This window comes from Pseudomonas sp. S2_A02 (assembly GCF_054668495.1).
In genome coordinates, this window is the sequence record NZ_CP162776.1 from 4,713,618 (window position 1) to 4,726,688 (window position 13,071).

General features: G+C 53.9%; 9 protein-coding genes. 4 read left to right on the forward strand and 5 right to left on the reverse strand.

Annotated elements, in window-relative coordinates; all coding sequences use genetic code 11:
* Window positions 1–39: 39 nt before the first annotated feature.
* The 3 genes from AB4O41_RS21605 to AB4O41_RS21615 form a co-directional block, all read right to left on the reverse strand.
* Complete coding sequence (locus AB4O41_RS21605) at window positions 40–1,398, reverse strand: OprD family outer membrane porin (RefSeq protein ID WP_460144646.1); 1,359 nt, start codon at window positions 1,396–1,398, stop codon at window positions 40–42.
* A 186-nt stretch (window positions 1,399–1,584) separates the two neighbouring features.
* Window positions 1,585–2,988: an amidase gene (locus AB4O41_RS21610; RefSeq protein ID WP_460144648.1), complete on the reverse strand. Its 1,404-nt coding sequence runs from the start codon at window positions 2,986–2,988 to the stop codon at window positions 1,585–1,587.
* 64 nt (window positions 2,989–3,052) lie between these two features.
* Complete coding sequence (locus tag AB4O41_RS21615) at window positions 3,053–4,366, reverse strand: MFS transporter (protein WP_460144650.1); 1,314 nt, start codon at window positions 4,364–4,366, stop codon at window positions 3,053–3,055.
* A 467-nt stretch (window positions 4,367–4,833) separates the two neighbouring features.
* Between AB4O41_RS21615 and panB the strand changes: the two genes are divergently transcribed.
* Entirely contained in the window at window positions 4,834–5,649 is an 816-nt protein-coding gene (gene panB, locus AB4O41_RS21620) for a 3-methyl-2-oxobutanoate hydroxymethyltransferase (RefSeq protein WP_460144651.1), read from the forward strand.
* Here panB and AB4O41_RS21625 read toward each other — a convergent pair.
* Window positions 5,646–7,049, reverse strand: a complete 1,404-nt coding sequence (locus AB4O41_RS21625) for an aminotransferase-like domain-containing protein (protein ID WP_460144652.1) — start codon at window positions 7,047–7,049, stop codon at window positions 5,646–5,648. The genes panB and AB4O41_RS21625 overlap by 4 nt on opposite strands.
* Before the next feature lie 934 nt (window positions 7,050–7,983).
* Between AB4O41_RS21625 and AB4O41_RS21630 the strand changes: the two genes are divergently transcribed.
* The 3 genes from AB4O41_RS21630 to AB4O41_RS21640 all read left to right on the forward strand — a co-directional run bounded on the left by AB4O41_RS21630 (window position 7,984) and on the right by AB4O41_RS21640 (window position 11,054).
* A complete protein-coding gene (locus AB4O41_RS21630) occupies window positions 7,984–9,132 on the forward strand; it encodes a GmrSD restriction endonuclease domain-containing protein (protein WP_256584540.1) in 1,149 nt (382 codons plus the stop codon).
* Between the two features lie 2 nt (window positions 9,133–9,134).
* On the forward strand, window positions 9,135–9,752 hold the full coding sequence (locus AB4O41_RS21635) for a hypothetical protein (protein ID WP_460144653.1): 618 nt from the start codon (window positions 9,135–9,137) through the stop codon (window positions 9,750–9,752).
* A 261-nt stretch (window positions 9,753–10,013) separates the two neighbouring features.
* On the forward strand, window positions 10,014–11,054 hold the full coding sequence (locus AB4O41_RS21640) for a DUF4238 domain-containing protein (protein ID WP_095162351.1): 1,041 nt from the start codon (window positions 10,014–10,016) through the stop codon (window positions 11,052–11,054).
* Window positions 11,055–11,065: 11 nt separating this feature from the next.
* Here AB4O41_RS21640 and AB4O41_RS21645 read toward each other — a convergent pair whose 3' ends face one another.
* On the reverse strand, window positions 11,066–12,559 hold the full coding sequence (locus AB4O41_RS21645; RefSeq protein WP_141231056.1) for a hypothetical protein: 1,494 nt from the start codon (window positions 12,557–12,559) through the stop codon (window positions 11,066–11,068).
* Between the last annotated feature and the right edge of the window lie 512 nt (window positions 12,560–13,071).

The following is a 13,071-nucleotide window of genomic DNA, read 5'->3' on the forward strand; positions in this document are numbered from 1 at the left end:
TGGTTTTATCCACGAGACAGCAGGCATAAAAAGCCCATCTCAAAAAAGCCACACCGGCAGATTCGCCACCAGGCGGACCTCGTCGTAGCTACCGTCAATCTGCCCGCCAGTGGCCCGATGGTTATAGACGATGGTGCGAAACACCGCGTTCTTCAGTGAGCCGGATTGCACCACGTACGCCACCATTAAACCGTTTTCATCGTGTTTGGCGTTGTCCAGGCCTCGCACGTTATAACCGGTATTGCGTCCGTTACGATCGCCGCTGTACCGGGTGCCATCGATGTCCCAGCCCTTGGCGTGCCACAGGCTGGTCGTCAGGCCCGGCACACCAAAGGATGCCAGGTCCAGGTCGTAGCGCACTTGCCAGGACTTCTCGTTCGGCCCGTTGTAATCCGAGTACAACGAGTTGGCCATGTAATTGCCCGTGGACTCCCAGACGTAGTCGAAGTACTCGTCGCCGAACACCTGCTGCCAGGCCAAGGTCAGGCTGTGGGCCAGATGAGATGCAGTGAATGCCAGGCTGAAGGCGTCGTTGTCGATATAGCCCAGGTGCTGCTCGCCCTGGTCCTCGGTATGGTAGTAATTCAGCGCGGTCTTGAGCGCTATCTGACGCCGATCTCCGATCAATCGGGTCAATCCCAGATAGGTCTGCTGCCACATGTCCTCGAAGCGTGAAGCGTAGAGGCTGACGTCCAGGCCGTAAGGGGTCTTGGCCATCCCACCGAGGTATGAAATACGCGACCCCGAATACGCCCGGTTGCCGAAGGTGGTGGTGAGTTTCTCACTGCCGGTACCGGTACGTGGAATTGCCCGTTCGAAACTGCCAGCCTGCAATGACAACCAATCGAGTTCGTTGCTGGACAGGCTCACGCCCTGAAAGCTCGAGGGCAGGGCGCGATTGTCCTTGTAGCGCAGAATCGGGTTTTCGGTAAGCAGGCGACCAGTCTTGATTTCAGTGCTGGAAAAACGCAGCCGCAAATCACCGACACCCAATCGGCTCCAGGTCGGCACCGCATCGCCGTCGCTGTCTACCAATACCCGATCGCCACCATTGGCGACACGCCCATGCCCGCGCTCCAGGTTGACAGCGCTGAACAGTGAGGCGTCCAGTCCGAAGCCGATCGGCCCTTGGGTATATCCGGAGCTGTAATTAAGCATCGCGGTCTGGACCCAGGTTTCACGGATGCGGGTCCGCTCCAGGCCATCGGCTTTCTTGATCCTCAGATAGGTAGAACGCCGGGTGTGCTGGTTGGCATAGTAATGGCGCAAGTTCAGCCCCAAATGGCTGCCGTCGATAAAGCCCGGAGCCTCGTTTTGCGTGGTCACTGCTTCGCCTGCGATGGCAAGCAAAGGGCTGCCGACGGCTACGCCGGCCATCAGAAGTACACGAAAATCCATTTCGATAAATCTCTAGAGGAAAAAAAGCAGGCGCACGCTGCTAATGCTTGTCAGTTAAGAAATTTGAGCGACGAAAAACCTGTGGAAGCGTGGCTTGTCCGCGAAGAATGCGCCGCGGTTTCTCAGGGATTACGCGCCATCGTTTTTCGCGGGCAAGCCACGCTCCCACAGGACAACAAAACGTTTTCAGTGAGACGGCGGTTTGGGCCAGTGCCGAATCGTGCCGCGCCAGTTTTCATAGGCTTTGCCGAGCTGAAGCAACCACTGATCAGCGAAGCGTGGGGCGATCATCTGCAGGCCGATCGGCATGCCTTGGTCGGTAAAGCCGCAGTTGATCGATAGCGCCGGTTGCTCACCCATGTTCCAGGGCACGGTAAAGACGATGTGCTCGAACGGCAGGCGTGGGTCATTGGTAGGTGAAGCCCATTCTGCCGCAAAGGCGCTGACCTGGTTCGTCGGAGACAACACCAGATCTACATCATGAAAGATTTCGGCTGCCCGGCGTCGGATTTCGAACGTCTGGTTGAACCCCTCAACCGCCTGCACGGCGGTCAGGCTCTCGGCCGCCGCCGCCCAGTCGCGTATGTAGGGCAAGACTTGATCGAGCCGCTCGGAGCTCAGGGCCTGCAACTGACTCCACTGCCGCGCCTGCCAGAAATGATCCAGGCCCTGAAGCACGGCGCGATCCATCAGTGGCTTGATATGACGTATCTGAGCGCCTTGGCTTTCGAATAGGCGAGCCGCTTCCCGAACCGCCGAGCACACCTGTTCGTCCGGTTGAATGCCACAGCCGGGGTCGAGCATCAGACCGATTTTCAGCCCTTGGACCGACAACCGTCCCAGTCCCCAATCGCCTTGTTCCGGTGGCAGACTGGTGGCGTCCCGCGCATCGGGGCGGGACAGGTAGCGCATCATCAGCGCGCAATCGTCCATGGTGCGGGTCATGGGCCCGGCACAGCGGCCAGTGTAATAGGGATCGATGGGGATACGCCCGAGTGTCGGCTTGAACCCCACCAAGGCGCACCAAGCAGCGGGCAAACGGACCGAACCGCCGATGTCGGTGCCGACATGCAATGGACCATAGCCGGCCGCTGCCGCCGCCGCCGCGCCGGCACTGGAGCCACCGGGATTGTTCGCCAGATTCCAGGGATTACGGGTCACACCGTGGAAACTCGACAGCCCCGATGACAACATGCCGTAGTCCGGCACCGTTGTCTTGCCCAGGACAATCGCCCCCGCGTCACGCATCCGCGCCGCCGGTGGCGCGTCGACTGTGGCCGGGGTCAACTCGGTAGCGGCGCAGCCCAGGGGAATGCAATCGCCTTGCGTCGCTATCAACTCCTTGAGCGTCACCGGCATGCCATCGAGCAGTCCTCGGGGCTGGCCACGGCGCCAGCGCTCGCTGGCGGCGGTCGCCTGTTCCCGGACCCGTTGCGGATCAAAGGCGTACAACGCATTAATGTGAGGTTCCCAGCGCTCGATGTGGGCCAGCAAATGGTCGTAGTATTCCAGCGGCGACAGCTCCTTGCTGGCGAACAACACCAACAGTTGCACCGCTGATAGATCATGCAAATCGTTGACGCAGCTCATGCCGATAGCCGTCCTTTGATATTCAGAGGCAAGCGCCGCGACCGGCGGCGCGAAAGGGCCAGGCTCAGGCGCCCGTAGTCACCGAAACGTCAGCCGAGGACGATGAGCGAAAACCGTAGAAGAATGCCATGAGGGCCCCGATGGTACCCATGATTACGCAATAGCCTACGCAGACCCAAGGGCTCCACGGCATCAGCCCGATCAACAGCAACGGCGTGGTACTGGCCCAGAGTGCGTAGGCAATATTGTAGGTAAAGGAGATGCCGGACACCCGTATCCGAGCCGGAAACAATCCCACCATTACCGAGGGTACCGCGCCCACCACGCCACAGGTCAGGCCGGCCACAGCGTAGGCCACGCTGATCCAGTAGCCACCAGTGATCAGGCTGGCGTAGAGCGTCGCCGTTCCTACCGGCAGCAGCAGGCTATAAACCAGCACCGCGCGCCAGGCGCCGATCCGGTCAACCAGTAATCCCGCCAGCACACAGCCGATATTCAGGAACACAATGCCCAGGCTGCTCAGCGCGAACGTATGGCTGGCACTCATGCCGAAGCTTTTCTGCATGACGGTCGGGGTAATCACCACCAGCACCACCACCGCCGACGTCAGCACACAGGTCAAAAGCATCGCCGGCAGGATGGACTTGCGGTGATCGCGCAACACCGTCCGCAACGGCAGCTCCGCATCCATTTCACGTCGCGCCTGCAAGGCCATGAACACCGGCGTTTCGCTCAGCCAGCGCCGTAGCCAGACCCCGATCACTCCGAAGACACCGCCGAGCAGGAAGGGGAAACGCCAAGCGAAGTCGAGGATCTCGGCGGGGCTATAGATCCGCGCCAGGAGAGTCGCGGTCAATGCCCCCAGCAAATAGCCGAACGTCAATCCTGCCTGCAATACACCCAGGGCATAGCCACGATGCCCGACCGGGGCATGCTCGGCCACGAACACCCAGGCGCTCGGCACTTCGCCACCCACCGCGGCACCTTGCAGCACCCGCAACAGCAGCAGGATCAAGGGGGCCCAGTAACCGATCTGTTCGTAGGTCGGCATGATCCCGATCAACAGGCAGGGCAAAGCCATCATCAGGATGCTCAGGCTGAACACCCGCTTGCGCCCCACCCGATCAGCGAAGTGCGCCATCAGGATGCCGCCCAGCGGGCGTGCCAGATAGCCGGTGACGAAAATCCCGAAACTTTGCAGCAAGCGCAGCCACTCAGGCATCTCTGGTGGAAAGAACAATTGGCTGAGGGTCAGGGCGAAGAACACAAAGATGATGAAGTCGTAGATTTCCAGTGCGCCACCCAGCGCCGCAAGACCCAGGGTCTTGTAGTCAGACCGGGAAAAGCGACCGGGTTGTGGATAAATATGGGCTGTCATAAAGGGACTCTAAACAGGTACTCATGGAAATTCGCGACTGAAACAGCATTCGAAACCAAACCCTTAAACAGGCCATGCCGTTCGAATAATGCCATCAGGTATCTAGCCGGCAATGGTCCATCCAATTACCGGACGGGACAACCAGACAATGCATCTGGGTTGCTTTTTAGCGCAAATCTGTACATTGAGTTTTCTTGCGTTTAACCAATAATCGGGCACTTCCTCATCTTGGATACTGAGCGCGACATGGAAGAGATTCAGCGTAATTTCGACGATTTTAATCACCCGGACGTTGAAGCGATTGCGATTATCAACAGTATTTGTTGGAGCGCGACTTCAAACAGTTGATGCCCATTCTCATGTCGCCTATCACCGACCCCTTGAACCATGCGGTTTACCCCGCCGAACTCCAATACATGACAGACGCCCCATCCCGTGGGGTTTTCAATCATCACAGGAAGACACTTATGAGCACTCATACCCGTACTAAACGATTGACGGTTCCGCAACTGGTCGCGATGAAGGGCCAACAGAAAATCGTATCCCTGACGGCGTACTCCAGCTCTATTGCCAGGCTGATCGACCCTATCGTCGACTTCATCCTGGTCGGTGACTCTACTGCAATGGTCGGTTATGGTCGGGCCTCGACGTTGAGCATGCAGCTCGAAGAAATCATCGGCCACACCCGGGCCGTGGTCGACAGCACACGTCTGTCTTGTGTCATCGCCGACATGCCTTTTGGCAGCTATCAGGAATCTAACGAGCAGGCCTTTCGCAATTGCGCCCAAGTACTGGCGCGCACCGGTTGCGATGCCGTCAAGCTGGAAGCCAACAAGGCTCTGGCGGGTACCATCGAATTTTTGGTGGCACGTGGTATTCCGGTCATGGCCCACGTCGGGCTGATGCCGCAGTTTGTCAATGTCATGGGGGGATTCAAGGCCCAGGGCCTGACCGCCGAAACCGGCGCGATAATTGCCGAAGATGCTCGGGCCAACCTCGAAGCCGGAGCTTTCAGTCTGTTGCTCGAGGGTGTGGCCGAAGGTGTAGCTCGGCAAATAACCCTGGATTCGAAAATGCCCACCATCGGCATCGGCGCCTCACCGGCCTGCGACGGCCAGGTGTTGGTGACCGAAGACGTGCTGGGTTTGGGCGGTGAGCAGGTGCCGCGCTTCGTCAAACAGTACGCCGATGTCGGCGCGGTTATTCGCGACGCTTGTGAGCGTTTTGCCGAAGAGGTGCGCGATGGCCGATTCCCTGAATCGCGGCATTGCTATGGGCTCTAGGCATACTCTTCGCTGATAGCCTGGGCCAGCTTCTTCAGGGCTAGGGGAATATCCTTGCTCCAGTCGAGGGTGTAGCTCAGACGCACGTGATGTCGCCAGGCCCCCTGCTGGCTGAAGATTTCCCCCGGGGCGATAACGATGCGCTGGGCCAGCAAGCGCTCGAACACCCGTCGCATGTCCACCGAGCGTATAGCCTCGAGCCAGAAGGTCGCGCCGCCTTGCGGGGCGACAACCCGTAACTGACCATCGGCGTGTTCCTCCAGCAGGGCCTTCATCCGTTTCATACGATCCAGCAGCATGGCCCGCAGCACCATCAGATGTTGGTCGATGCGCTTGGAACTGAAGAGTTTGGCGATCGCTTTCTGACGGATTGGCGATAGACGAAATGCCCGTTCCAGGAATAGCCGGTGCAACTGAGGCCCGTGTCGGCGACACAGCACATAACCATAAGGCGCTTCCGAGCCAATGATCTTGTCGAAGGTCGAGAACACCAGCAGCTTTGCCGGATCGGCAAAGTCGCGATAGCGAGCGGGATTGGGGGAAAAATAGAACTCGCCGTAGCTGTCATTTTCGAATAGCCAGACATCCCGCTCCGCCAACCATCGACAGATCTGCTGTTTATCCTGCGCCGGCATCAGGTTGCCTTGGGGAATGTTTACGGTCGACGACAGCACCGCCAGCCGGATGGGCTCACGCCTGAGCAGCTCATTGAGTGCGGGCAGGTTGAAACGTCCATCCTCGCCGAGGGGCACTTCGATCACACGAATCTTTGCCGCTTGCAACTGGCGCAGGATCGCCCATGAACACGGCGATTCCACCAACGCCACAGTGCCACCCAGATTCAGGGCACGGAGGGACAACTCCAGCACACTGCGCAGGTCCGAGCCAATATACACATGCTCGGCCTGCCAGTAGCAGTGCGTGGAACTGGTGTAGCGGTCGGCCAGTGCACCACGTAACTCGGGCTCGCCGAACGGCTGATAGAGTGGCGCATGGGAGCGCGGGTATTGCCGGGCCAGTTCGCGCTCCATCATCAATAACGGGTTTTCCAGCGACAACAGCATCGCTGGCGCGTCGCTACTAAGGGCCAGCATCCCCGGCTGGCGTGCGTTGGAGAATACGTTGTCCAACAGATTGGGCGAGCCCTCGTTCAATAAAGGGGCCGGCCTCGCCTTGGTGAAATAACCGAACTTGGGTTTGGCATAGATCCGCCCCTCGTCTTCGAGGAGGGAATAGGCGTACTTGGTCGTCGACACCGACACGTTCAGGCGCTGGGCCAGTTGCCGCAAGGACGGCAATTTCTGTTCAAGTTCCGAATTGGCGGTCTCGATCAACTCGACGAGATAGCGGTACACCGCCTGATAGGCGAAGGAAGCGTCTTTGTTTGTATCCAGGCTCACTTGATGAAAACCCTGTGTGCCCACTTCACGACAACGCTGGTGACCTGGCGTGACATGCCTGAGGTTTTTCTTTCCTGGTGTTCAAGTCCAGCGATGGTCCTGGACCACATGGCCATGGCATCAGGCAAAACCAGACGACGTTTGAGAGGAAATGGCATGATCTTCAATCCCTGTAGTGATTGCCAATACAATCATTCTTGCATAGCTCGGCAGCGTACCCCAGACGGCCGGACAGCCTGCGGAGGAGTCCCACCCCATCGACATACCGGATCACAATGGAGGAGGGTGGCGATCCCCATAACTAAAAATCCCCGTATCAGCAAGTGATTACGGGGATTTTGAGTTTATTGAGGTCCGTGTAAATCCACGGTCATCGTTAGACGTTAATCACACGTTAAAGGGGAATGGAGACATTTGCTTTTGGTAAAAAACCAATAATATCAATGGTTTGAAATAAAAAAGATAGCTGGGTAATTTCGCGTTTCTCTAGAAAATACCCCCGTTTATACCCCCCATCTTTTCTATATCCATTTGCTTCGCGAAAACCGCCCCCTTCTACCGTCAAAGCCCCCTTAGGCGGCCTGGTGATGCAGTGGCTTACCGGCATCAACACCTAGGGATTGGAAGTGACTACGCGGCGCCGTCGCCCCGTGGCATTTCGGTCCTCTACGTAGCAACTGTGGCCCGGCTTCTTTCCAAGAGTCGGCGCTCAGGCCCGATGGATGCGCAGTTGGTGACGCACACGCATTTACCGGGATCACCCCCCCGCAGCAAGTGATGCTTCGGCTTTCAACGTGAAGGCTGCCCAGGCTTCGGTGCTAGCAGTAAAATTAAAGGCCGACTCTCTCGCAACCTCGGCCACCTTTTTCTTCTACTCCGAGTTACCGGTGTGACATCATCGGAGTCACCTCTTACTCAATCATGGATGGACATAATGCAAGCCCCGAATGTAGATCTGCTGGACGAGCTAATTCCTGATGATCAGCAGGAAGACGAAAGTGATTTAAACGATAAGGACATATCTTTTAAAGACGCTGTCGTAATGAATGCGGATTGGACTATTGAGACTATTAACGGCCAGGTTAACAAGGGGAATATAGACCTTGATCCTGGTTTTCAACGACGATCTGCTTGGGATAATGTTAGACAAAGCAGGCTTATAGAGTCATTAATTGTTAGCTTGCCTATTCCCAATATTGTGTTGGCAGAAAATAAAACCAGTCGTGGACGTTTTCTAGTTATTGATGGTAAACAGCGCCTCCTAACGCTCAATAGCTTTATGGCTGACAAGCTCGTGCTTAAAGGGCTTGATATCCGAAAGGATCTGAATGGGCGGACTTACTCGACACTAGATGTCGAGGATCGGGAGTTTCTTGAAAATAGCACACTTCGCTCCACAGTAATCAAGAACTGGAGTGATGAAAATTTTCTCTTCATCATGTTCTTTAGGTTGAATAGCGGAAGTTTGCCTCTGTCACCTCAAGAGCTTCGAAAGGCACTTATCGGTGGCAAGGTTCTGAATGCTATTGAAGAGTACATCAGCCAAAGTGTGAGCTTTCACAGGATCTTTGGAGAGGTGCCCGACAAGAGAATGCGAGACTCCGAGTTGGTTTTGCGCTTCATTGCTTTTGATATGTCGTTCGAAGCCTATAATGGTAACTTAAAAGATTTTCTCGATAATGCAACTAAGCTGTTTGAAGGGGACTGGGATAATCAACAAGCTGTTTTGAATAACGCATTAACTCGCTTGGATTTAGCTCTAGATACTAGCTTCGAAATTTTCGGATCGAACTCTTTTAAGAAATGGCTTGGCGACAACTACGAGCGCCGTATCAATCGCGCAATTTTTGATTGTATAACTCGATATTTTGCAGATAAGGATGTTTCAAAGGCGGCGCTGAACGATCCGACAGCGGTTACACAAGCTTTTCAGGACATTTGCCTTGATACTCGATTTAAAGAATCGATTGAGAAAACAACTAAAAGCGTTGGAGCGACAAACACTAGACTATCTATGTGGGGGCAGGAGCTTGCCGGTAGATTGAGTTTGAAGTTCGATGATGCCAGCTTCAGGGTGGTATGAACATGAGCCAGCCGAGTCCTCTATTCATAAATTTGCAAGAGAGATTTAAGAGGCTTGAGTCTACTTTTCTCGGGGCTCAACTAGAGGCCGAGTCAAAAGATCCTCTGACGTTTGCAGTTGACCCAGATCAACTTGCTGCATTCAGGGTGCTGGTTCATGCTGAAATTGAGGATTACCTCGAACGTAAAGCTCGCGAATCTATTGTGCAACTGAAAGCAAAAGTTTCGCCGCAAACATTTACGATTAAATCTAATGTAGAGCTATTTTTGCTGGCTAGTGTATTTGGCGTAGATTTACAAATAAAGTTGCCATACGATCCTCGCAGTTTGCACGCTTCAGTGCAGAAACTTATTAGGGATATAGAAGGCTTTATTAGCGACAATAACGGAATTAAAGAGGGTTCTTTTGTTAAGTTGTCTTTGGTCTGCGGAAAAATGGCAGATGAAATCGATATAAATCTTATCAATATGCTGAATGTGTACGGTAAAGAAAGAGGCGATGTGGCGCACCAAAGTGCCTCACGTGTCAAGACGCTTCAAGCTCCATCGACAGAGCGCACGAATGCTTTAGTTCTGATAAAAGCCCTCGGGGATTTCTTTTATCCAGCTAACCAGCAATAAATAAAAGCAGGTTCAGCTTGTGAGCCTGCTTTTTATTAATTAGTAGTTCTACGCTTGACTAGGGGCACACCAAAAAAGCGTTTTTCTGAGTTTTCAAATTTGTAATTGCTTGCTACAGATACGGAATCCGATTCCATGGTAGGAGGCCTTCAAACTGATATCGCCATTGCAACCGGACTCATCAAGGTCCAAAAAATCCATTGCATGTGCCTTTTTTGACCTATCGTAGAGTTCTCGCTAAGCAGAACGGCTGTTTGCCCCATGGACAAGTTCGAAAAACTCACATCCAAACAGCACCTTGAGGGTCCGAAACAGCAGCATTACGTCCCAAAATTTTATTTAAAGGGATTTACCTCAAATCAGGTGCTTTGCGTTTTCGATCGGGTCAAGGGAGAGATCAGGCACCGGCAGTCTCCGCAGGCTGTAGCAACCGTCCGTCACCTGTATACCTTTGAGGACAACCAAGATCGCAAGCGGTTTGATCTGGAGGTGCTTTTCGGTCTCGTAGAAGATGCTGCTGCTCCAATCTTGAATTCGCTCGCACAGGGAGCCCGCATAAGTCGGGGCGAGCGAGAGTCTTTTGCGCTCTTTCTTGGTCTCGCTGCTGTACGGACGCCTGCCGCCATTGCTGAGGCGCAAGCTGCATACGCTGGAATGGTAAAGCTTCAGGCTGGGCAGATGTTCATCGATGAGAATAGGGTCTTAGAGCTTCTCAAAAAAATGAATGGTTCTAACGTGGATGAGGCGTTGCTGCGGGATCAAGCGAGGGACGTCGTAGAGATGGCTCGAAGCGATTCGTATGACATTGAAGTGAATCAGCAGTTTGCACTTCACCGTTCATTGAACGTCTGGCATATCGTGGCTGAGGAGCTGTTCAAGCGAGATTGGAGGATCCTGCACGCTCCCAGCAACGAACACAGTTTCTTGACGTCTGACTCACCGATTGTTGTGCAGTCTAGGTCCTCGTCACTCCGACATGAGCCGATTGGTTATGGCTCGCCACATGCACAGATTCTGTTCCCTCTTACCTCGAAGTGTGCGCTTGTCGCGAGTGGGTCATTGGGGCGAACAGGTCGAAGCGTTATAACGGCTGAGAATCTGCAACGGTTCAATCGAACGATCGCCCAGGATTGTCATAGATACGTTATGGGAAGTGACGCGGACCTAGTGCAAAGAGTAACCGCGGAATTAGGGCTAACCCAAACAAAATGGAAGCCTAAATCGAGCGTCGAGGTCGGATATCGGACGGAAGCGGACGGAAAATTATCTGTCGTAGGCTTGCTGAAGCGTAAGGGATGTTAGGTAGAGGTTATTCACGGAGCGGGAATAAAGTGATGCTCCAGTGTTTTTAGCAGAGACTCGTCGTTCGCCAACTTGGCTGCTTGTCGTATTCCTTCAGAATCAACGACGATGAGATCAAACTTAGCGCAGTTAGCGCTGCGCGTCTTCTCTATTCGATGTAGTGCTTCCGGGGATAAAATCCCGCTCGTCCACAGCTCAAACTGCGGCTTAGGCTTATCCCAGTGAAGATGATTCTTCAAATGGTATCTAACCCGCTTAATACGAGTTGTCAGCCATTTTCCTATTTCTTCATCGCTGACGAAGGCGCCGGGTGCCATACCCTTACATTCAATGATCCTGGCTGAAATGCCATCTTTTACAGCCCAGACATCCACCTCAGCGCTGCCATCCTCACCAGTACACATCTTGTTGAGCTGAACCTCTCCAGCAAAGGTCTTGCGTACGAGCTCGGCAACTAGCAGTTCGAAGAAGGAGCCTCGCATGTTTCCCAAAGCCCCTTCGAGCTTGCCAAGCTTATTGATAATTCCGTCGAGCTTCGAGGAATCAACTGCCCCTTGGATGGCATCCGACAACACACCGATCAGATCTCGAAAGGCTCCAGCAACGTCCTTTCCAAATAAAGACTCAGGTGTCGCGGGTATCACACCAGCTGATCTAAGCGCTCCGAATGCCTCATGTTCGAAACGCTGCCCGACCATGAAGAACATAACGCGGCCAATGTTTTTCAGCGCCTGGAGTGTTTTCACTTTGTGAAGAAACGGCTTGATACCCTCAACACTGACTTGCTCGGTGAGAAGAACATCACAGGCGATGAATCCAGGCTTCAAATTACCTCTTTGCCTTTCTGCGAGAGCGGTGGAATAGCTCGGCGCGCTTAGATCCCAGTTAAAAGTCCCAACGCTAGGAATTGGTGACTCTGGTGTTGCCCGAAGGCTGACACTGTTGAAGCTGGCGAAGGCTAAGTTCCGCAACCACTCCTTGATACTGTCGAGCAAGATTGACTCTGCCATCAAACGAGCACGTGCAGCCGCCACGATAGCTTCCAGCGCAAAGCTATCGCTTGTTTGTTTGGTCATTACACAGGGTCCAATTCCTGGAAGAGGGCGCTCCACCAAGATTCCCGACTCCTTTAGACGCTTGAGTGCGACTGTTGAAGCGATGTGCCGCTTCTGGGCAATTGGAGCACCACATGCGATGAGGAAGTGGTGGACGGGCATTACCTCACGAGCAAGAACAGCAGCTAGCGCCCTCGAGTAGGTACCTTCAACTGAGAAGATCGCTTCGTAGAGGCTGTCCCAGTAATCACTCGATGAGTACTGACCTTGCAGGTACATAAATTTTGCACTGTGAGCGAAGGGCAGACTACTCAACCGCCGAACTTCTTTCGGGGCACGGCTGATGCGTTGGCGAGCTGCATCTGGCGAGAGGCCATGTGTTTCGACCAAAAAGCTAGCTAGCTTTGTACTCAAGCACGGACCAATTTCGTTTAGCGCGTCAATGACCACGTGATCTACCTTATGTCACAGAGCGCTATTTATAATTTAAAATCCTCTGTACTTAAAGGGAGCCAATTTTTTTTATAAAAATACCCTTTAAAATCATGAAGATAGGTTAATAAAATTTAAGCGACGTGATTTTTCCATGTCACACCCTACCTAACCTTCGCAATACTCATACCCTTGGAAAGCATCCTGATAGCGTGATCCATCGGTAGTTTGATCATCGAAAAATACGGCTCTTACCACCTGACTCACCAGGAACTCCTTGTTCACGTTGTCTGAACGGCACCACCTCAAACGAGGCAGCAACACCTTCACCCACTTCAATTAAGCGCATACGTACGACAAAGGGCGCGGTGGCATCTCGATACAACTGCCGGATGAAGCTAGTGCGCTGTTTCAGAAACCAAGCCACGTCCATTAGGTGACCCTATCAGTTTTCGCGGATGTGAAAATGGGCGTCCTTCTACTGACACGGCCCCGGCTTTTTAGGCTGGGGCTTGGGTGTGCCTGGTACG

Excerpts from the sequence above, each read along its gene's own strand:
- AB4O41_RS21605 (WP_460144646.1), bottom strand. The coding sequence starts at position 1,398 with ATGGATTTTCGTGTACTTCTGATGGCCGGCGTAGCCGTCGGCAGCCCT.
- AB4O41_RS21610 (WP_460144648.1), bottom strand. The coding sequence starts at position 2,988 with ATGAGCTGCGTCAACGATTTGCATGATCTATCAGCGGTGCAACTGTTG.
- AB4O41_RS21615 (WP_460144650.1), bottom strand. The coding sequence starts at position 4,366 with ATGACAGCCCATATTTATCCACAACCCGGTCGCTTTTCCCGGTCTGAC.
- panB (WP_460144651.1), top strand. The coding sequence starts at position 4,834 with ATGAGCACTCATACCCGTACTAAACGATTGACGGTTCCGCAACTGGTC.
- AB4O41_RS21630 (WP_256584540.1), top strand. The coding sequence starts at position 7,984 with ATGCAAGCCCCGAATGTAGATCTGCTGGACGAGCTAATTCCTGATGAT.
- AB4O41_RS21635 (WP_460144653.1), top strand. The coding sequence starts at position 9,135 with ATGAGCCAGCCGAGTCCTCTATTCATAAATTTGCAAGAGAGATTTAAG.
- AB4O41_RS21640 (WP_095162351.1), top strand. The coding sequence starts at position 10,014 with ATGGACAAGTTCGAAAAACTCACATCCAAACAGCACCTTGAGGGTCCG.